The 18,242-nt window shown below is 69.0% G+C and carries 18 protein-coding genes, 3 tRNA genes and 1 pseudogene; 1 reads left to right on the top strand and 21 read right to left on the bottom strand.

The features are described from left to right. The 11 genes and pseudogenes from AC3A6X_RS35450 to trpE form a co-directional block, all read right to left on the bottom strand. Positions 1 to 73 (bottom strand): annotated as a pseudogene (locus tag AC3A6X_RS35450) (GTP-binding protein); the annotation flags it as partial. A 74-nt stretch (positions 74 to 147) separates the two neighbouring features. Beyond that, positions 148 to 222, bottom strand: a tRNA-Thr gene (locus tag AC3A6X_RS35445). Between the two features lie 42 nt (positions 223 to 264). Then, a tRNA-Gly gene (locus AC3A6X_RS35440) sits at positions 265 to 338 on the bottom strand. 120 nt (positions 339 to 458) lie between these two features. After that, positions 459 to 544: transfer RNA gene (locus tag AC3A6X_RS35435), tRNA-Tyr, on the bottom strand. 136 nt (positions 545 to 680) lie between these two features. After that, entirely contained in the window at positions 681 to 1,385 is a 705-nt protein-coding gene (locus AC3A6X_RS35430) for a uracil-DNA glycosylase (RefSeq protein ID WP_487846549.1), read from the bottom strand. After that, entirely contained in the window at positions 1,382 to 2,182 is an 801-nt protein-coding gene (gene trpC / locus AC3A6X_RS35425) for an indole-3-glycerol phosphate synthase TrpC (RefSeq protein WP_487846548.1), read from the bottom strand. The genes AC3A6X_RS35430 and trpC overlap by 4 nt, the downstream gene beginning before the upstream one ends. Before the next feature lie 13 nt (positions 2,183 to 2,195). After that, positions 2,196 to 3,221 carry an anthranilate phosphoribosyltransferase gene (trpD, locus tag AC3A6X_RS35420; RefSeq protein ID WP_487846547.1) on the bottom strand — a complete coding sequence of 342 codons (1,026 nt, stop codon included), beginning with the start codon at positions 3,219 to 3,221 and terminating at the stop codon, positions 2,196 to 2,198. 17 nt (positions 3,222 to 3,238) lie between these two features. Further along, complete coding sequence (locus AC3A6X_RS35415; protein ID WP_487846546.1) at positions 3,239 to 3,901, bottom strand: LysE family translocator; 663 nt, start codon at positions 3,899 to 3,901, stop codon at positions 3,239 to 3,241. Next, on the bottom strand, positions 3,894 to 4,943 hold the full coding sequence (ltaE, locus tag AC3A6X_RS35410) for a low-specificity L-threonine aldolase (RefSeq protein WP_487846545.1): 1,050 nt from the start codon (positions 4,941 to 4,943) through the stop codon (positions 3,894 to 3,896). Before ltaE ends, AC3A6X_RS35415 begins: the two co-directional genes overlap by 8 nt. Before the next feature lie 4 nt (positions 4,944 to 4,947). Next, positions 4,948 to 5,532, bottom strand: coding sequence for an anthranilate synthase component II (locus tag AC3A6X_RS35405; protein ID WP_487846544.1), 585 nt, complete (start codon positions 5,530 to 5,532; stop codon positions 4,948 to 4,950). Then, positions 5,529 to 7,031 (bottom strand): anthranilate synthase component I, encoded by a 1,503-nt coding sequence (gene trpE / locus AC3A6X_RS35400; RefSeq protein WP_487846543.1) that lies wholly within the window; start codon positions 7,029 to 7,031, stop codon positions 5,529 to 5,531. The genes AC3A6X_RS35405 and trpE overlap by 4 nt, the downstream gene beginning before the upstream one ends. A gap of 280 nt (positions 7,032 to 7,311) precedes the next feature. Here trpE and AC3A6X_RS35395 point away from each other — a divergent pair, with 280 nt between their 5' ends. After that, entirely contained in the window at positions 7,312 to 7,902 is a 591-nt protein-coding gene (locus AC3A6X_RS35395) for a chalcone isomerase family protein (RefSeq protein ID WP_487846542.1), read from the top strand. On the opposite strand, the gene AC3A6X_RS35390 is transcribed toward AC3A6X_RS35395, so the two are convergent. The 10 genes from AC3A6X_RS35390 to AC3A6X_RS35345 are packed head-to-tail and all read right to left on the bottom strand — an operon-like array spanning position 7,899 to position 18,228. After that, the gene (locus AC3A6X_RS35390) at positions 7,899 to 8,405 is read right to left on the bottom strand and encodes a MarR family winged helix-turn-helix transcriptional regulator (protein WP_487846541.1); all 507 of its coding nucleotides are present in this window, start codon (positions 8,403 to 8,405) and stop codon (positions 7,899 to 7,901) included. The two genes, AC3A6X_RS35395 and AC3A6X_RS35390, sit on opposite strands and share 4 nt — an antisense overlap. After that, complete coding sequence (locus AC3A6X_RS35385) at positions 8,402 to 9,178, bottom strand: SDR family NAD(P)-dependent oxidoreductase (RefSeq protein ID WP_487846540.1); 777 nt, start codon at positions 9,176 to 9,178, stop codon at positions 8,402 to 8,404. Before AC3A6X_RS35385 ends, AC3A6X_RS35390 begins: the two co-directional genes overlap by 4 nt. A gap of 40 nt (positions 9,179 to 9,218) precedes the next feature. Next, positions 9,219 to 9,986, bottom strand: a complete 768-nt coding sequence (locus AC3A6X_RS35380) for an SDR family NAD(P)-dependent oxidoreductase (protein ID WP_487846539.1) — start codon at positions 9,984 to 9,986, stop codon at positions 9,219 to 9,221. Positions 9,987 to 9,990: 4 nt separating this feature from the next. After that, positions 9,991 to 11,595 carry an ATP-dependent acyl-CoA ligase gene (locus AC3A6X_RS35375; RefSeq protein WP_487846538.1) on the bottom strand — a complete coding sequence of 535 codons (1,605 nt, stop codon included), beginning with the start codon at positions 11,593 to 11,595 and terminating at the stop codon, positions 9,991 to 9,993. Further along, the gene (locus AC3A6X_RS35370; protein WP_487846537.1) at positions 11,585 to 12,316 is read right to left on the bottom strand and encodes an ABC transporter ATP-binding protein; all 732 of its coding nucleotides are present in this window, start codon (positions 12,314 to 12,316) and stop codon (positions 11,585 to 11,587) included. The genes AC3A6X_RS35375 and AC3A6X_RS35370 overlap by 11 nt, the downstream gene beginning before the upstream one ends. Continuing rightward, positions 12,313 to 14,163, bottom strand: a complete 1,851-nt coding sequence (locus AC3A6X_RS35365; protein ID WP_487846536.1) for a branched-chain amino acid ABC transporter ATP-binding protein/permease — start codon at positions 14,161 to 14,163, stop codon at positions 12,313 to 12,315. Before AC3A6X_RS35365 ends, AC3A6X_RS35370 begins: the two co-directional genes overlap by 4 nt. After that, entirely contained in the window at positions 14,160 to 15,215 is a 1,056-nt protein-coding gene (locus AC3A6X_RS35360; protein WP_487846535.1) for a branched-chain amino acid ABC transporter permease, read from the bottom strand. The genes AC3A6X_RS35365 and AC3A6X_RS35360 overlap by 4 nt, the downstream gene beginning before the upstream one ends. A 40-nt stretch (positions 15,216 to 15,255) precedes the next feature. Next, positions 15,256 to 16,419, bottom strand: a complete 1,164-nt coding sequence (locus AC3A6X_RS35355; protein WP_487846534.1) for an ABC transporter substrate-binding protein — start codon at positions 16,417 to 16,419, stop codon at positions 15,256 to 15,258. 31 nt (positions 16,420 to 16,450) lie between these two features. Next, positions 16,451 to 16,915 carry an aromatic-ring-hydroxylating dioxygenase subunit beta gene (locus AC3A6X_RS35350; RefSeq protein ID WP_487846533.1) on the bottom strand — a complete coding sequence of 155 codons (465 nt, stop codon included), beginning with the start codon at positions 16,913 to 16,915 and terminating at the stop codon, positions 16,451 to 16,453. Further along, on the bottom strand, positions 16,912 to 18,228 hold the full coding sequence (locus AC3A6X_RS35345) for an aromatic ring-hydroxylating dioxygenase subunit alpha (RefSeq protein ID WP_487846532.1): 1,317 nt from the start codon (positions 18,226 to 18,228) through the stop codon (positions 16,912 to 16,914). The genes AC3A6X_RS35350 and AC3A6X_RS35345 overlap by 4 nt, the downstream gene beginning before the upstream one ends. Positions 18,229 to 18,242 lie beyond the last annotated feature (14 nt).

Here is an 18,242-nt window from a genome sequence, read left to right as displayed (position 1 = left end):
TGCCGTGGTCCACGTGACCGATCGTGCCCACGTTCACGTGCGGCTTCGTGCGGGTGAATTTTCCTTTTGCCATTTTCTCGACTCCGAAAAATAACTAGATCAACACACTGACATGGGGCTGCAACCGATCGGCTGCAACCCCAAGACTGGTGCCCATTGCGGGAATCGGACCCGCGACCTCTCCCTTACCAAGGGAGTGCTCTACCACTGAGCCAAATGGGCGAAATACTCAAAAAACCTGCGCCTCGCGTCGAACCGGATTCTTGGAGCGGGAGACGGGAATCGAACCCGCGTCATTAGCTTGGAAGGCTAGGGTTCTACCATTGAACTACTCCCGCATCGCGGCGCAACCCCTCTAGCCAGGGCCGCACCGAAGCACGGTCCGGGTTCTGCGCTTTCGCCTTCCAGCTTTGCACCGAAACCCGTCATTCAAACGCTCTGCAAAATCCGTTCTTCGCTGGTGGAGAGGGCTGGATTCGAACCAGCGTACTCGTAAGAGGGCAGATTTACAGTCTGCTGCCATTAACCACTCGGCCACCTCTCCGGCGAACCTCGAAATATAGCACGGTTGGCGGGTCAGGTCGATGACAGGGATGGGGCTCGGTCGCGGCGGCGCGACGGGCAGCCCATCGAAACGCCTCCGCACCCGCCAGCTACCTGCATGATTTCACCCGGATCAATCAAAGGCCCTGGGCCTCGCGCCACGCCCGCGCTTGGCCGAAATGGCCGCAGCCGATGAAGGGCACCGGCGGGCGCAGGGCCGACAGCGGCGAAGGATGGTTGGCGGTCAGCACCTTGTGGCGGCGACTGTCGATCAGCGCTCGCTTGCTCTGCGCATGCGAGCCCCACAGCATGAACACCACCGGGCGCTCGCCCTGGGCCACGTGCCGGATCACGGCATCGGTCAGCACCTCCCAGCCGCGGCCGGAATGGCTGGCCGGCTGGCCTTCCTCCACCGTGAGGCAGGTGTTGAGCAGCAGCACGCCGTGGGCGGCCCACTTGACCAGGCTGCCACCTGGTTCCGGGAAACGCGGCGGCGGCGTGCCCAGGTCGCGTTCCAGTTCCTTGAAGATGTTGCGCAACGAGGGCGGCAGCGCCACGCCCGGCGCCACCGAGAAGGCGAGCCCCTCGGCCTGGCCGCGGCCGTGGTACGGGTCCTGGCCCAGGATCACCACGCGCACCGCGTCCGGCGGCGTGAGCTCGAGCGCGCGCAGCGGGCGCGGCGGAAAGATGGCCGCACCGGCCTTCAGCCGCTCGTGCAGGAAATCGATCAGCTTCAGCCCGGCCGGCGAGCCGAAGAACTCGTCGACCAGGGACTGCCAACCTGGGGCCACCGGCCAATCGGCCGGATCGCTGCTTTGCAGCTGGGTGGACAGCGCGCTCATCGGAACAGGTCGGCCAGCGCCTCGCCCGGCTCGTCGGCACGCATGAAAGCCTCGCCCACCAGGAAGGCATGGATCCCGGCGGCCCGCAGCGTCGCTACATCCTCACGCGACGTGATGCCGGACTCCGTGACGAGCAGGCGATCCGCAGGAACCTTCGGCAGCAGATCGAGGGTGGTCTGCACCGAGACCTCAAAGGTCCGCAGGTTGCGGTTGTTGACGCCAATGAGCGGCGTGCGCAGCTTCAGCGCCCGCTCGAGCTCGGCCGCGTCATGCACCTCGACCAGCACCGCCATGCCCAGCCCCGCCGCGATCGCCTCGAACTCGCGCATCTGCGCGTCGTCCAGGCAGGCCGCGATCAACAGGATCGCGTCGGCGCCGATGGCGCGCGATTCGTAGACCTGGTAGGCGTCGACGATGAAATCCTTGCGCAGCACCGGCAGCTCGCAAGAGGCGCGCGCCTGCTTGAGGTAGTCAACGCCGCCCTGGAAGAACTGGCGATCGGTCAGCACCGAAAGGCAGGCCGCGCTGACGGTGCCGTCGCCTTCGGCATAACTCTGCGCGATGTCGGCCGGGACGAAGTCGGCCCGCAGCACGCCTTTGCTCGGGCTGGCCTTCTTGACCTCGGCAATGACCGCCGCGTGGCGGCCCGCGATCTTGGCCCGCAGCGCGCCGGTGAAGTCGCGCGTGAGCACCCGGCTCTCGGCATCGAAGCGGATCGCTTCGAGGGAGCGCTTCTTGACCGCCGCGGCCACCTCCTCCCGCTTGACGGCGACGATCTTCTCGAGGATGTCGGACATGCTTCCCGCCTCCTCAACCCGCGTTGGTCGCCTGGACCAGCTCGGCCAGCTTGGCCTTCGCGGCACCCGATTCCAAGGCCGCACGGGCACGCGCGATCCCGCCCGCCATCGAGTCGACCAGGTCGGCCGCATAGAGCGCGGCGCCGGCATTGAGGATCACGATGTCGCGCGCCGGCCCGGGCTGGTTGTCCAACACGCCCAGCAGCATCGCCTTCGATTGCTCGGGCGTCTCGACACGCAGCGTGCGGTTGCTCGACATCGCGAAGCCGAAGTCCTCGGGATGCAGCTCGTACTCGCGCACCTCGCCGTTCTTCAGCTCGCCCACCATGGTGGCGGCGCCGAGCGAGATCTCGTCCATGCCGTCGCGCCCGTAGACCACCAGCGCATGCTCGGCGCCCAGCCGCTGCAGCGCGCGCACCTGGATGCCGACCAGGTCTGGGTGGAACACGCCCATCAGGATGTTCGGCGCGCCGGCCGGGTTGGTGAGCGGCCCCAGGATGTTGAAGATGGTCTTGATGCCCAGCTCCTTGCGCACCGGCGCCACGTTCTTCATCGCCGGGTGGTGGTTGGGCGCGAACATGAAGCCGATGCCCACATCGGCGATGCACTTCGCGATCTGCTCGGGCTTGAGGTGGATGTTGATGCCCAGCGACTCCAGCACGTCGGCGCTGCCGGACTTGCTGCTCACGCTGCGCCCGCCGTGCTTGCTCACCTTGGCGCCCGCCGCGGCGGCCACGAACATCGAGCAGGTCGAGATGTTGAAGGTGTGCGAGCCGTCGCCGCCCGTGCCCACGATGTCGACCAGGTGGCGCGTGTCGGCCACGGGCACCTTGGTCGAGACCTCGCGCATCACCTGCGCGGCGGCGGTGATCTCGCCGATGGTTTCCTTCTTGACGCGCAGGCCGGTGATCAGCGCCGCCATCATCACCGGCGAGCATTCGCCGCTCATGATCAGACGCACGATGTGCAGCATCTCGTCGTGGAACACCTCGCGGTGCTCGATGGTGCGCTGCAGGGCTTCCTGGGGGGTAATGGGCATGGTGAAGTCTCCCTGGGTTAGTGGACGGATGGGGCGGCGCCCGGATTCTCCGCGAGCGCGAGCCGGATGCCAAAGCCGATGAACAGAGCGCCCGCGCCGCGCTCCAGCCAGTGCATGCCGCGCCGTACCGCGCCCACGCGGCGCGCGGTCCATCCTGCGAGCAGCGCCCAGCCGACATTCACGAAGATCGCGTTGACGTTGAACAGCGTGCCCAGCAGAAGGAAGGCCAGCGGCTTGTTGGCCGTCTCGGGCGCGATGAACTGCGGCACGAAGGCCAGGAAGAACAGCGCCACCTTCGGGTTGAGCACATTGGTCCAGAAGCCGCCGAGGAACACGCTCTTGAGGTCTGCCCGCTCCGGCGCGCCCTCGACCGGCAGCAGATCTTCCTTCGGCATGCGCGACGCCAGCATGCGCACGCCGACCCACAGCAGGTAGGCCGCGCCGACCCATTTGAGCGCGGTGAACAGCGCCGTCGAGGTTGCCATCAACGCGCCCACGCCCACCGCGGCGGCCGTGATGTGCACGAAGCAGCCCGCGGTGATGCCCAGGCCGGCCACGATGCCGGCGCGCACGCCCGAGCGCAGCGACCGGGTCACGATGTAGAGCACGTCCGGGCCGGGCGTCAGGTTCAACAGCAGGCCGGCGGCGACGAAGAGCAGCAGGGAATGTGCGTCAGGCATGGAAGAAGCTCCGGATGGCGGCGATGGCGCGGTCGATGCCGGCGGCGTCGACGTCCAGGTGCGTGGCGAAACGCAGGCGGTACAGGCCCGTGGCAAGAACACCCTGGCGCTTCAGGTGCGGCAGCAGTTCGGCCGAGCGCGCCTGCGCCTCGCCAACGAGGTCGACGAAGAGCAGGTTGGTCTGCGGCGCCTCGACGTTCAGGCCCTCGATCCCGGCCAGGCCCTCGGCCAGGCGGCGGGCGAGCGCGTGGTCCTCTGCGAGGCGATCGATGTGATGCTGCAGCGCATGGGACGCAGCTGCCGCCAGCACGCCGGCCTGGCGCATGCCGCCGCCGGCCATCTTGCGGATGCGGTGGGCCCGAGCGATCAACTCGCGCGACCCGCACAGTGCCGACCCCACCGGCGCACCGAGGCCCTTGCTGAAGCAGACCGAGACGCTGTCGAAGCAGCCCGCGATGCGCCGTGCTTCGGCCCGCGCATCGGTGCCGCGCTGCGCCGCCTGAGCGACCGCCGCATTGAAGAGCCGCGCGCCGTCGAGATGGCGGGCCAGGCCCTTGCGCTGCGCCAGCTGCGTGGCCTGCTCGACATAGTCGAAGGGCAGCAGCTTGCCGCCCAGCGTGTTTTCCAGCGCCAGCAGGCGGGTGCGGGCGAAGTGCGCGTCATCGGGCTTGATGGCGGCCTCGATGTCCTTCAGCGCCAGCGTGCCGTCGGGCTGGTGGTCGAGCGGCTGCGGCTGCACGCTGCCGAACACCGCCGCGCCGCCGCCTTCCCAGCGGTAGCAGTGCGCCATTTGGCCCACGATGTACTCGTCGCCGCGCTGGCAGTGGGCGAGGATTCCGCAGAAGTTGCTCTGCGTCCCGGTGGGCACGAAGAGCGCCGCCTCGAAACCCAGCATCTCGGCGATCTGCGCCTGCAGCGCGTTGACGCTCGGGTCATCGCCGAACACGTCGTCGCCCAGCGGGGCCTCGAACATGGCTGCGCGCATCGCCGCAGTGGGCCGGGTGACGGTGTCGCTGCGCAGGTCGACCAGGGGATGGCTCATCGCTTCACTCCAGGAAGTTCTTGAGCATGGCATGGCCGTGCTCGGTGAGGATGGATTCCGGATGGAACTGCACGCCCTCGATGCGCACCGCCTGCGCGAAGCCGGCATGGCGCACGCCCATGATCTCGCCGTCCTCGGTCCAGGCGGTGATCTTGAGATCGCCAGGGCAGGACTCGCGCTCGATGGACAGCGAGTGGTAGCGGTTGACCACGAATTTCTCGGGCAGCCCGGCGAACACGCCCTCGCGCGTGGTCGTGATCTCGCTGGTCTTGCCGTGCATCAGCTGCTGCGCACGGATGATGCGGGCGCCGAAGGCCGCGCCGATCGCCTGGTGGCCCAGGCAGACCCCGAGGATCGGCAGCTTGCCGGCGAATGCCTTGATCGCCGCGACCGAGATGCCGGCTTCGGCCGGCGAGCACGGCCCGGGCGAGATCACCAGCCGGCCGACGCCGGCGGCGATGCGGCCGCCCAGTTCCTCGACCGTGATCTCGTCGTTGCGATGCACCTCCACCTCCGCGCCCAGCTCGCCGAAATACTGGACGAGGTTGTAGGTGAAGCTGTCGTAGTTGTCGATCATCAGCAGCTTCATTCCAGGCCCTCCTCGACCAGTTCAGCGGCGCGCAGCAAGGCTCTTGCCTTCGCCTCCGTTTCCTTCCACTCCAGCTCCGGAACCGAATCGGCGACCACCCCCGCTGCCGCCTGCACGTGCAGCATCTGGTCCTTCACGATGCCGGTTCGGATCGCGATCGCGACGTCCATGTCCCCCGCGTAGCTGATGTAGCCGCAGGCGCCGCCGTAGAGCCCGCGCTTGGTAGGCTCCAGCTGGTCGATCAGCTCCATCGCATGCACCTTGGGCGCGCCGGTCAGGGTGCCGGCCGGGAAGGTGGCCTTGAGCACGTCGATTGCGGTCATGCCGTCTTTCAAGGTGCCCTCGACGTTGCTCACGATGTGCATCACGTGGCTGTAGCGCTCGATGGCGAAGGCCTCGGTCACCTTCACGCTGCCGGTCTTGGCGATGCGGCCGATGTCGTTGCGCGCCAGGTCGATCAGCATCACGTGCTCGGCGCGTTCCTTCGGGTCGTTGATCAACTCCTGCTCGGCCGCCTTGTCCAGCTCGGGCGAGGCGCCGCGCGGGCGGGTGCCGGCCAGCGGTCGGATGGTGATCTTCTGCTCGCCCTCGCCCGTGTGCTCCTGGCGCACCAGGATCTCGGGCGAGGCGCCCACCACGTGGAAATCGCCCAGGTCGTAGTAGTACATGTAGGGCGACGGGTTGAGCGAACGCAGCGCGCGGTAGAGCGAAAGCGGCGATTCGGTGTAGCGCTTGCTGATGCGCTGGCCCACCTGCACCTGCATGAAGTCGCCGGCCGCGATCAGCTCCTTGGCGCGCTCCACCGCCGCGAGGTAGTCGGCCTTGGCGAAGCTGCGCTCGGGCGGGTGCGCCTGGGTCGGCCGCACCTGCGGCGCGCTGACCGAATACTTGAGCTGCTCGCGCAGCCCGCGCAGGCGCCGCTTGGCGTTGGCATAGGCCTCCGGCTGCGCCGGGTCGGCGTAGACGATCAGGTAGAGCTTGCCCGAGAGGTTGTCGATCACCGCCAGTTCCTCGCATTGCAGGAGGAGGATGTCGGGACAGCCCAGCGTGTCGGGCGGGCAGCTGTGCTCCAGCTTCTTCTCGATGTGCCGGACGGTGTCGTAGCCGAAGTAGCCGGCCAAGCCGCCGCAGAAGCGCGGCAGACCGGGCCGCAGCGCCACCTTGAAGCGCTTCTGGTAGGCCGCGACGAAGTCCAGCGGATTGCCGCGGGCTTCCTCGACCACTTTGCCGCCGGTGACGACCTGCGTCAGCGCCTCGGCGCCGAAGCCGCTGGCGCGCAGCAGGGTGCGCGCCGGCAGGCCGATGAAGCTGTAGCGGCCGAAGCGCTCGCCGCCCACCACCGATTCCAGGAGGAAGCTGTGGCGGCCGCCCTCCTTGGCGTGGGCCAGCTTGAGATAGAGGGACAGCGGGGTTTCGAGGTCGGCAAAGGCCTCGACCATCAGCGGGATGCGGTTGTAGCCCTGCGCGCTGAGGCTCTTGAATTCGAGTTCGGTGATCACGGGGTGGGGTCTCCGTCGGCCGGCGACGCCACGTGGTCGCCAGTGTCATTCACATGAGAGGTGGCCGGGTCGGAATGGACCTCGGCCGCGGGCGCACGGCGTGCGCCGTGCAATCAAACAGGCTGCAACGATGGCGTGCGCCAAGGCCAGGCTCCCCGGCCGCCTTGACCTGTCTGAATGACGTGATGAATGAACATGGAACCGTGAGTTTATCCCAGCGACATTGGCAATACAAAAAGATACATTCGGGCACTTATTATTTTTGCCCAGAGGAGACCCGATGAATCGCACCGCCCTGCAGCGCCTGCTGGCGCTCCATGTTTTCGCCTTGGCCGCGCTCACGGCGAGCGCCGCCCCGGTCGACCTGGCCGGCGTCAAGCTCGACGACGCCCTCGAGCTCAAGGGCAGCAAGTTGCAGCTCAATGGCGCCGGGGTGCGCTACAAGGCGGTGTTCAAGGTCTACACGGCCGGCCTCTACCTGGGGCAGAAGGCCTCGACCCCCGACGAGGTGCTGGCGGCGACCGGCGCCAAGCGGATGACCATCACCATGCTGCGCGAGATCGACGCCAACGAACTGGGCAAGCTCTTCACCCGCGGCGTGGAAGACAACTCGCCCAAGGCCGAGATGTCGCAGCTCATTCCCGGCCTGCTGCGCATGAGCCAGATCTTCTCCGACCAGAAGCAGCTGAAGCCCGGCGACAGCTTCACCATCGACTGGCTGCCGGGCACCGGCACCGTGATCTCGGTCAACAAGACAGCCCAGGGCGAGCCGATCAAGGAGCAGGCCTTCTTCAACGCGCTGATGCGCATCTGGCTCGGCCCGGCACCGGCCGACTGGAAACTGAAGGACGCGTTGCTCGGTAAGAGCTAACTCACCAAGTGCACGCGCAGCGCCCCGAGCTGCGCGTACAGCTGCTGCACCGCCTTCTCGTCCAGCCCCGCGAACAGCTCCAGCAGCCATTCCTCGTGCGCCTTGGCCATCGCTTCGAAGCTGCGTCGGCCCTTGGGCGTCAGGCTGACGATCCAGGCCCGGCGGTCTTCCGGGCTGGGCGAGCGCTGCACCACGCCCTCGCGCTCGAGCTCGTCGGTCAGGCCCGTGACGTTGCCGCCGGTCACCATCAGGTAGCGCGAGAGCACGCGCATCTTGAGGCCCTCGCGGTAGCGAAAGAGCTGCGCCATGTAGTCGAAGCGCGCGAGCGAGATGTCGAAGTTCTCGCGCAGCCGCTTGCGGATCTCGGCCTCGATCTGCGTGGTGCTGGCCAGCATGCGCAGCCACAGCTTGAGCACCGCATGGTCGCCGGTGCCGGCGCGCGCCTCGTGGCCCAGCTCCTGGGCATCGCTCAGGAGCGCGTGGGAAACGTCGTTCTGCTTCATGTGACCTCGCCGCCCGAGACCGATATCGACTGCCCCGTGACCGAGGCCGCGCTCTCGCCGCACAGCCAGCGCACCGCATCGGCCACCTCGGCCGGCTGCACGATGCGGCGCTGCGGATTGACGGACGCGAACTCGGCCAGCGCATCGGCCTCGCTGCGGCCGGTCTTGCCGACCACGTTGCTGACGCTGTCGCGCAGGATGTCGGTGTCGGTGTAGCCGGGGCAGACGGCATTCACCGTCACGCCCTTGCGCGCCACCTCCAGCGCCAGCGAGCGGGTGAGGCCGATCACGCCGTGCTTGGCCGCCGTGTAGGCGCTGACATAGGCATAGCCCTTCTGCCCCGCGGTGCTCGCGATGTTGACGATGCGGCCCCAGCCCGCCTCCAGCATGCCGGGCAGCGCCGCCTGGGCGCACAGGAAGCTGCCGGTCAGGTTGACGCTGAGCATGCGCTGCCACAGCGCGACGGAGGTCTTCAGGAAAGGCGCGCTCTCGGCCGCGCCTGCGTTGTTGACGAGGATCGCGACCGGCCCGCGCTCGGCGCGCGCCTGCGCGAAGGCCGCGGGCACGGCCTCGGGGTCGGCCACATCGGCCGTCACCACGCCATGGCCGCTGCCCGGCAGCGAGTCCGCCACGCGCAGCAGCGCCGCGCGGTCGCGCCCCAGCAGGGTCAGCACGGCCCCCTCGGCCGCCAGGGTGCGCGCGATCTCGGCGCCGATGCCGCGCGCGGCGCCCGTCACGAGCGCATGGCGGCCAGTCAATGAAGTTGCTTGCATACCTGAATTGTTTAGTCCTGAATCATTTTAGCGAATGCCCTCAACGCATCAGCCGCCCGCCGTTGAGGTCCAGCGTGGCGCCGGTCATGAAGGCGGCGGCCGGCGAGGCCAGGTAGACGACCGCCGCGGCCACCTCTTCCGGCTCGCCGAAGCGCCCGAGCGGGATGCCGGCGGCCAGTGTGCGCTGCCGCGCCTCGTCCATCGCATCGAGCACCGGGCTGCGCACCGCGGCCGGCGCCAGCGCGTTCACGGTGACGCCGTGCGGCGCGAGCTCTTGCGCGAAGGCGCGGGTCAGCGCGATCACGCCCGCCTTCGAGGCCGCATAGTGAACGCCGGTGGCCGCGCTGGCCTGCTGCCCGGCGATCGAGCCGAGGTTGACGATGCGGCCCGCGCTGCGCTCGCGCATGTGGCGCCCGGCGATGCGGCAGCCGAAGAAGCTGCCGCGCAAGTTGACGGCCAGGACCTCGTCCCATTCCCCGGCGCCGATGTCCCAGAGCGAAGTCGACGGCGTGCGGGCGGCGTTGTTGACCATCACGTCGACGCCGCCAAAGCGCTGCACGGCGGTGTCGAAGCACAGTTGGAAAGCTGCCTCGTCGCGCACGTCGAGCGGCATGGCGAGGGCTTCGTGGCCCGCGTCGCGCAGGCCGGCTGCGGCCGCCTCGACCGCCGCTGCGTCGATATCGGCCAGCGCCACGCGCGCCCCCGCCTCAGCCAAGCCGCGCGCAATGGCAATGCCCAGTCCTCGGCCCGCGCCGGTCACGAAGGCCGAGCACCCGGCCAGCGAGAACAGCGCCGCAGCCGTCGCCATGGCTTCAGCCTTTGGCCGGCGGCCGCCCGCCAGGCCCGCGGTCCCAGGTGATCGACGTCACGCCGCGCTCGCGCAGCTTGTACTTCTGCACCTTGCCGTTCTCGGTGCGCGGCAGCTCGGGCAGCAGGTCCACGTAGCGCGGCAGCGCGAAGTACGGCAGCCGGCTTTCGCAGAAGGCGAGCAACTCGGCCGGTTCGATGCACTGCCCCTCGCGCGCGACCAGCGCGGCCATCACCTCGTCCTCGGCCAGCTCGGAGCGCACGGGATAGACCGCGCAGGCGGCGACGCCGGGATGGCTCAGGAGCACCTGCTCGACTTCGAAGGAAGAGATGTTCTCGCCGCGCCGCCGGATCGCATCCTTGATGCGATCGACGAAGCGGAAGGCCCCGTCCGCCTCGCGCACCACGCGGTCGCCGGTGTGAAACCACAGGTTGCGCCAAGCCTCCACCGTCTTCTCGGGCATGTTGAAGTAGCCGCTCGCGAAGGCATGAGGCTCGTCGGCGCGCAGCAGCAGCTCGCCGGCCTCGCCGTCGGGCAGCGCGACATCGTCCTCGTCCGCCACGCGCGCCTGGAAGCCGGGCCTGAGCCAGCCCATCACGCCACCGCGCGGCGAATCGGGTGCGGTGGCGATGGCGAAGTTGGTCTCGGTGGAACCGTAGCCTTCCAGCAGCCGCACGCCCGTGCGTTCCAGAAAGGCCCGGCCCGCCGATTCCGGCACCCCGGGCCCGAGCCCGACGCGCACGCGGTGGTCGCGCTCGCCGGGGCCCTCGGGCTGCGCCAGCAGGATAGGCACCATCGCGCCCAGCAGGTAGACCACCGTGGCGCCCGAGGCCCGCATCGAGGCCCAGAAGCCGGAAGCCGAGAAGCGCGACTCGAAGACCACTTCGCAGCCGGTGATCGCCGCCTGCGCGAAGGTGTTGAGCGCGTTGATGTGGAACAGCGGCAGCGTGGTGCACAGCACATCCTCGGCGCCCACGCCGAGCACGTCCGCGCTGTTGACGCCCCACCAGTAGTACTGCGCGTGCGGGCACATCACGCCCTTGGCCGGCCCGGTGGTGCCGGAGGTGTAGAGGATGGCCAGCGGATCTCCCGGCTGCATCGCGGCCGGCGGCAGGGCTTCGCGCGCCACGGGATAGGGCAGCGTGCGCACGCCCGGTCCCGCGCCGTCCCCGGCGGCCGCGTCCAGCACCCAGATCTCCCGCAGGGAGCTGCGCGCCAGATCCGCCGCCAGCAAGCGCTCGACGAAGGCCACCTCGATGACCAGCAGCTTCGCATCGCTGTTCTGCAGGAAGTAGTCGATCTGCGGCCCCATCGAGGCGGTGTTGATCGGCACCATCGCGGCGCCCAGCCAGCCGCAACCGAGGAAGACCTCGAGGAACTCGATGCGGTTGCTGCTCATCACGGCCACGCGGTCGCCGCGCTGCACGCCGGCCTGCGCCAGTGCCGCGGCGCGGCCGCCTGCGGCACGCAGTGCATCCCCGTGCGTCCACGACCGCCCGGCGATGCGCAGCAGCGGCCGCTCGCCGAAGCGCGCCGCCTGGCGCTCCAGCATTGCGGGCAGCGTGCGCTGCGCCGGAGGCAGTGGGCTGACAGGCAGCTCAGTCCTCATCGTTCGTGCCCCCGCCCAGGTAGGTGGCCTGCACGCGCGGATCGTTGGCCAGCTCCTGCGAGGCGCCGGTCAGCGCGATCTCGCCGGTCTCCAGCACATAGCCGTGGTCCGAGCTCTCCAGCGCGGCGCGCGCGTTCTGCTCCACCAGCAGGATGGAAACGCCGTCCTCGCGCAGCTTGCGCACGATGGCGAGGATGTCGCGCACGATCAGCGGCGCGAGGCCCAGGCTGGGCTCGTCGAGCATCAGCAGGCGCGGCGCCGACATCAGCGCGCGGCCCACCGCCAGCATCTGCCGCTCGCCGCCCGAGAGCGTGTCGGCACGCTGGGCGCGGCGCTCGGCCAGGCGCGGGAAGCGGTCGTAGACGCCGTGCAGCCGCTTCTTCAGCGCATCGCTGCGCAGCTTGCTGCCGAAGGCGCCCAGCTGCAGGTTGTCGAGCACGCTGAGCTCGCCGAACAGTTCGCGCTTCTCCGGCACCAGGCACAGGCCGCGCTCCACGCGCGCCTCGACGTCGAGCCCGTGCAGGTCCTCGCCCTCGAAGCGCAGCACGCCCTTGCAGGGCAGCAGGCCCATGGCCGCGGCCAGCAGCGTGGTCTTGCCGGCACCGTTGGGGCCGATCACCGAGATGATCTGGCCGTGCTCCAGGTTGAGCGAGACGCCGCGCACCGCATCGACTTGGCCATACGAAACGTGCAGGTCGCCAATCTCGAGCATCGCGGTCATACGACGCTCCCCAGATAAGCCGCCTGCACCCGCTCGTCTGCCCGCACCGCCGAGGGCACGCCCTCGACCAGCTTGGAGCCGAAGTTCATCACCACCAGCCGGTCCACCAGTTTCATCACGAAGTCCATGTCGTGCTCGACGATCAGGATCGTCACGCCCTCCTCGCGCAGCTTGCGCAGCAGGTCCCCCAAGGCCATCTTTTCCTTGCGCCGCAGGCCGGCGGCCGGCTCGTCGAGCACCAGCAGCACCGGGTCGGCCGCCAGCGCGCGGGCGATCTCCAGGATGCGCTGCGTGCCCAGCGGCAGGCTGCCCGCGAGTTCGTGCGCGCGGTCGCCGAGGCCGATGCGGTCCAGCTGGCGCTGCGCCTCCTGCAGGATCTGGCGCTCCTCGGCGCGGTCCAGCCTGAGGCCTGCCTTGAGCACGCCCGCGCTCGTGCGCGCATGCGCACCCAGCGCGACGTTGTCCAGCAACGTCATGTGCGGGCGCAGCTTGACGTGCTGGAAGGTCCGCGCCAGCCCCAGCCGCGCGACCTTGCGCTGCGGCATGCCGGCGATGTCATGGCCGAGGAAGCGCACCTGCCCGGCCGTCATCGGCGCAGTGCAGGTCAGCAGGTTGAACATGGTCGACTTGCCGGCGCCGTTGGGGCCGATCAACCCCATGATCTCGCCGGCCTTGACTTCGAAGCTCACATCGTTGACCGCCACCAGCCCGCCGAAGCGCTTGACCGCGCCGGTGACCGAGAGGATCGGCGAGCCGCGCTCGGGCAGCGTGCGGTGCGGCAGCGGTGCGACCGCGGCCATCGGCTCGCGCGGCGCGTGCGAGCGCGCATGCTTGTGCGTCCAGCGCCGCACGAAGCCCATCAGCCCGCCGCGCGCAAAGTGCAGCAGCAGGATGAAGAGCGTCGCGAAGGCCACCGCCTCCAGCTGGCCGGCGCGCTGCGTCAGGAGCGGCAGCACGTCCTGCAGCCCGTTCTTGAGGATCAGCACCAGTGCCGAGCCGACCAGCGCGCCGGCCAGGTGGCCGAGTCCGCCGGCCACCGCCATCAGCAGGTACTCGATGCTGGCGCGCACGTCGAAGGGCGAAGGGCTCACGAAGCGGTTCATGTGCGCGTAGAGCCAGCCGGCGAGGCCCGCGAACAGCGCCGCCGTCACGAACAGCGTGAGCCGCACGCGGTAGGCATCCGCGCCCACGCTGGCCAGCAGGATGGCGCCGCCGCGCAGGCTGCGGATCGCGCGGCCCGGCCGCGACTGCAGCAGGTTGTGGCTGAACAGCATCGCCAGGCCGACCAGGACCCAGATCAGGTAGTAGATGGCGCGCGGATCGGCCAGCGAGAACGTGCCGATGGTGAGCGCCGGAATGTTCGACAGCCCCGTGTGGCGCCCCAACGCATCCACGTTGCCGAACAGCATCGCGATCGACAGCCCCCAGGCGATGGTCGACAGCGGCAGGAAGTGTCCGCCCAGCCGCAGCGTCAGCAGGCCGATGGCCAGCGCCGAGAGGCCGGTCAGGCCCAGCGCGAACACCAACCCGATCCAGGGCGACAGCCCCTGCGTGGTGCTGAGCCAGGCCGTCGCATAGGCCGCGATGCCGACGAAGGCCGCCTGCCCGAAGGAGGTCGCGCCGCCGATGCCGGTCAAGAGCACCAGGCCCAACGCCACCAGCGCGCCGATGCCGATGTCGTTGAGAAGCGAGACGGTGAAGTTGCCCGCCAGCAGCGGCACCAGCGCCAAGACCACGACGACGAGGCCGATCCACAGCAGGCGCCGGGAGACGCGCTTCGCCGGCGTTCCTGCCACCGCGCCGCGCTCCACCGCGACGGCGCCTTCGCTCGTTTGTGCTGCACTCATTGGTCCACCTCCTCTTCTTCCTCTTCCGCATGCACGCTCAGGAAGGAGCGAAGCATCAGCACCGGGATCAGCAGGCTGAAGACGATCACGTCCTTCAGCGCGCCGCTCCAGAAGGAAGCGAAGCTCTCGACCACGCCCACCGCCAGTGCGCCGATGGCGGTCATCGGGTAGCTCACCAGCCCGCCGATGATCGCGGCCACGAAGGCCTTGAGCCCGATGATGAAGCCCGAGTCGTAATACATGGTGGTGACCGGCGCGATCAGCACGCCGATCAGCCCGGCGAGCAGCGAGGCGCAGCCGTAGGCCAGCAGCGCCGTGCGCGCCGGCCGGATGCCGACCAGCCGCGCACCCACGCGGTTGACCGCCGTGGCGCGCAGTGCCTTGCCGGCGATCGTGCGCTCGAACACCAGGAAGAACAGGCCGCTGAGCACGATGGCCGAGGCCACCATCAGGATCACCTGCCCGCTCACCGTGAAGCCGTCGCCCAGCGGCAGCGAGCCGCTCGCCAGGGGCTGCGTGCGCGAGCCCTCGGGGCCGAAGAAGAGCAGGCCCAGGCCCGACAGCAGGAAGTGCAGCGCCAGCGAGACGATCAGCAGCACCAGCACCGAGGCATCGGCAATGGGCTGGAACACCACGCGCGAGAGCAGCGGCGCGATCGGCACCACCAGCAGCACCGCACACGCGATGTGAACCGGCGCCGGCACGCCCGGCCGGCTCGCCAGCCAGGCCAGCAGGCAGGGGACGAGCGGCAGCACGCCCCAGCCCAGCAACGCCTTGGGAATGCGCGCGGTCTCGCCGCGCCGCAGCAGGCTGCCGACCTCGGTCGCCAGCGCGAGCGCCGTGAGCACCAGCACCAGGCCGATGGTGGGCGGCACGCGCCCGGTTTCGAAGGCGGCCAGCGTGAGCGCGGCAAAGGCCGCGACGTCGCCGAAGGGCACGAAGACCACGCGCGTGACCGAGAAGATCAGCACCAGCCCCAGCCCGGCCAGAAGGTAAACGGCGCCGTTCGCCAGGCCGTCGATGCCCAGGATCAGTGCCACGTCGGGTGTCATTGAGAAGTCCTCCGCTTGGTTCCGCTGCTGCGCACTGGTTTCAGTTCGCCAGCTTCCACTGGCCGTTCTCGAGCTTCACGATCACGCGTGCGCGCTGGTCCACGCCGTAGAGATCGCCCGGCTTGAAGTTGTAGACGCCGTGCGTACCCACCACTTCCTTGGTGCTGGCGATCGCATCGCGCAGCGACAGCCTGAACTCCGGCGTGCCCGGCTCGCCCTTGGCGCGCGCCGCCGCGTTGGTGAACACCAGCCAGCCGTCGAAGGAGTAGGCCGAGAAGGCATCGCTGGTGGGCGCGTTGTTGACCTTCTGGAAGGCGGCACGGAAGTCCATCGCGATCTTCTTGGTCGGGTAGTCGTTCGGCAGCTGCTCGGCCACGATCACCGGGCCGGTGGGCATCAGTGCGCCCTGCCCTGCTCCGCCGACCACGCGCACGAAGTCGGGATTGATCAGGCCGTGCTGGCCGTACATCGGGCCCTTGAAGCCGCGCTCGCTCAGCGCCAGGAAGGGCAGCGCACCCGGCGTGCCGGCGCCGCCGGTCATCACCGCGTCGGGCTTCATCGCCAGCAGCTTGAGCACCTGGCCGGTGACGGAGGCGTCGGCGCGCGCATAGCGCTCGTTGCCCAGCACCTTGATGCCGGCCGCGGGCGCCGCCTTCATCAGCGCGTTGTAGACCAGGTCGCCCCAGGCGTCGGAGAAGCCGATGTAGCCCACGGTCTTGATGCCGTCCTTCTTCATGCGCTCGACCACCGCGTCGATCATCAGCTGCGTGGGCTGCGCCACGGTGAAGACCCAGCCGTTCTCCGCCGGGTCGAGCTGGATCGGCGTCAGGCCGATCATCGGCACCTTCGCATCGCGGCCCACCTGCGCCATCGCGATCGCGGCCGGCACGCCGGAGGTGCCCATCAGCACGTCCACCTTCTCCTCGTCCACCAGCTTGCGCGCGTTGCGGCCGGCGTTGGTCGGGTCGGAGCCGTCGTCGAGCACGATCAGCTGGATCTTGCGGCCGTTGACCTCGCCCTTGTAGGCCAGCGCGGCCTGCATGCCCTTGGCGTAAGGCACGCCCAGCGAGGAGTTCGGGCCGGAGAGCGAGACGCTCAGGCCCACCTTGAGATCGGCCGCGAGCGCGGGGGTCGCGAATCCGGCGGCCAGGGCCGTGGCCAGCGCGCTGCGCGCCAGGGTCTTCAGCATCGGGCTCTTCGTCATGTCGTGGCTCCTCGAAAGTGGGTGGAATGGGTCAGATGAACAACTGGATGGCGGGCAGCGCGCGGCCGGCGTTGAGCAGGTCGATGCGCTTCTGGCGGATCAGGAAGCCTTCGGCGTGGCGCACCAGCAGGTGGCGGACGGTACCGGCCAGCAGCACCTGGTCTTCACCGCGCGCTTCCACGTAGATGAAGGGCGTGGAGAGCGCGAGTCCGCGGGCGTCGTCGTGCTCGATCACGGAGCGCTGCAGCACATGCTGGCAATGGCTCTTCGGGTGCTGCGAATGGGCGCGCGGGTTCTTGAGGCGCTCGATGCGCAGCTGCAGCAGCAGCCGGTCTTCGTAGGCGATGGAGTTGTGCGACAGCGGATCGGCCTGCGCGGCGCCCTGCAGCGGCACCCAGTAGTGGCCGTCCTCGGCGAAGAGCGCCAGCCAGTCGTCGAAGCGGCCGGCATCGAGCAGGGCAGTCTCGTGGGCGACGAAGTCCTGTGCCTGCTTCATGCCGAAGGCTCCGTCATGTACTTGGCCCAGGCGCGGAACTGGTTGCGCATCAGCAGCTCGTTGGTGCCGTTGGTGCTGATCGTGGCCTGCGCGAGCTCGGCGGGGTCGAAGTTGCGGTGCAGGCTCACCCATTCGTTGCCTTCGCCCCTGAGTCCCAACTGCATGCTCTCGAACAGGTGCACGTCGTCGTGCGCCACCACCGACATGGGCGAGAACACCAGCCGGTTGTAGGTCATCGCACGCTCGAAGAGAAGTTGGGGCGCGCCGGCGGCGCGGAAGCTCCAGGCCTCGATCAGCGTGCGGTTCGCGGCCAGCGGGCGGATCACGCGAATGGCCTGCGGCGAACCCTTGACCGAGAGGCTGGGGAACAGCACCGAGTTCTGCGGCGAGCGCTGCAGGATCTCGATCGCCCGTTCGGCGCCGTGCGCCTCGCGCATCGCGGCCTCGTAGTCGGGCAGCTGGGCGTAGTTCGAGTGGATGCTGAAGTTGATGCCCAGCACGCTGTGCCCGTTGGCGAACACGCGCCCGCCCATCTTGTCGAAGAAATCGTAGCCCGAGCCGAAGGGCAGGATCTGCTCCATCGCCATCGGCTTGGGCTCCTCGGGCGCGCGACCCTGCCACAGCGCATCGGCCGCCTGCGTGGCCGACTCGTGCGTGGACATCGGATGCACCGTGTCGTTGATGTTCTCGAGGTACATCTTCCAGTTGCAATGGATGATGTTGCGCAGCACGCCGCCGCCCACCGTGAGCCGGCCCTCGGGCGAGCGCGCGACCATGTTGTCGATGGCGCCCAGCACCTCGCCGAAGTAGTCCTCGAAGCCGGGGCCGTGGTCGGACAGGCGCACGAACACGAAGTCGCGGTAGACGGCCGTGTTCTTCAGCTCGACCAGGCCCTGGCCCGATTCGCATTCCTTCAGGCGCGTGCCCTCGTAGCCGGACTTGAGCGGAATCGCGAGCGGCGCGCCGTCGAGCTTGTAGGTCCAGGCGTGGTACGGGCAGCGGAAGAACTTGCCGGCGTTGCCGCTCTCGTCCGTCACCAAGCGGCTGCCCTTGTGCGCGCAGCGGTTGTAGAAGACGCGCACCGCGCCGTCGGCCTGGCGCACCATCATCACCGGCCTGCCCGCCAGTTCCAGCGCCCAGTAGTCGCCGGTGTTCGGCACCTGGCTCGCATGGCCCACGTAGAGCCAGGTGTTGGCGAAGAAGCGCTCCTGCTCCAGCGCGAACAGCTCCTCGCTGAGGTAGAGGTCGCGGTGCACGCGGTCTTCCTGGACCAGCGCGCGGATGGCATCCGGTCGGTCGCGGTAGCTGTTCATGGCAGGGGCGCCTT

Source organism: Variovorax sp. Soil_C_12 (genome assembly GCF_057657375.1).
This window is presented reverse-complemented; position numbering and strand designations above follow the sequence as displayed.

Excerpts from the sequence above, each read along its gene's own strand:
- AC3A6X_RS35430 (WP_487846549.1), bottom strand. The coding sequence starts at position 1,385 with ATGAGCGCGCTGTCCACCCAGCTGCAAAGCAGCGATCCGGCCGATTGG.
- trpC (WP_487846548.1), bottom strand. The coding sequence starts at position 2,182 with ATGTCCGACATCCTCGAGAAGATCGTCGCCGTCAAGCGGGAGGAGGTG.
- trpD (WP_487846547.1), bottom strand. The coding sequence starts at position 3,221 with ATGCCCATTACCCCCCAGGAAGCCCTGCAGCGCACCATCGAGCACCGC.
- AC3A6X_RS35415 (WP_487846546.1), bottom strand. The coding sequence starts at position 3,901 with ATGCCTGACGCACATTCCCTGCTGCTCTTCGTCGCCGCCGGCCTGCTG.
- ltaE (WP_487846545.1), bottom strand. The coding sequence starts at position 4,943 with ATGAGCCATCCCCTGGTCGACCTGCGCAGCGACACCGTCACCCGGCCC.
- AC3A6X_RS35405 (WP_487846544.1), bottom strand. The coding sequence starts at position 5,532 with ATGAAGCTGCTGATGATCGACAACTACGACAGCTTCACCTACAACCTC.
- AC3A6X_RS35395 (WP_487846542.1), top strand. The coding sequence starts at position 7,312 with ATGAATCGCACCGCCCTGCAGCGCCTGCTGGCGCTCCATGTTTTCGCC.
- AC3A6X_RS35390 (WP_487846541.1), bottom strand. The coding sequence starts at position 8,405 with ATGAAGCAGAACGACGTTTCCCACGCGCTCCTGAGCGATGCCCAGGAG.
- AC3A6X_RS35385 (WP_487846540.1), bottom strand. The coding sequence starts at position 9,178 with ATGCAAGCAACTTCATTGACTGGCCGCCATGCGCTCGTGACGGGCGCC.
- AC3A6X_RS35380 (WP_487846539.1), bottom strand. The coding sequence starts at position 9,986 with ATGGCGACGGCTGCGGCGCTGTTCTCGCTGGCCGGGTGCTCGGCCTTC.
- AC3A6X_RS35375 (WP_487846538.1), bottom strand. The coding sequence starts at position 11,595 with ATGAGGACTGAGCTGCCTGTCAGCCCACTGCCTCCGGCGCAGCGCACG.
- AC3A6X_RS35370 (WP_487846537.1), bottom strand. The coding sequence starts at position 12,316 with ATGACCGCGATGCTCGAGATTGGCGACCTGCACGTTTCGTATGGCCAA.
- AC3A6X_RS35365 (WP_487846536.1), bottom strand. The coding sequence starts at position 14,163 with ATGAGTGCAGCACAAACGAGCGAAGGCGCCGTCGCGGTGGAGCGCGGC.
- AC3A6X_RS35360 (WP_487846535.1), bottom strand. The coding sequence starts at position 15,215 with ATGACACCCGACGTGGCACTGATCCTGGGCATCGACGGCCTGGCGAAC.
- AC3A6X_RS35355 (WP_487846534.1), bottom strand. The coding sequence starts at position 16,419 with ATGACGAAGAGCCCGATGCTGAAGACCCTGGCGCGCAGCGCGCTGGCC.
- AC3A6X_RS35350 (WP_487846533.1), bottom strand. The coding sequence starts at position 16,915 with ATGAAGCAGGCACAGGACTTCGTCGCCCACGAGACTGCCCTGCTCGAT.
- AC3A6X_RS35345 (WP_487846532.1), bottom strand. The coding sequence starts at position 18,228 with ATGAACAGCTACCGCGACCGACCGGATGCCATCCGCGCGCTGGTCCAG.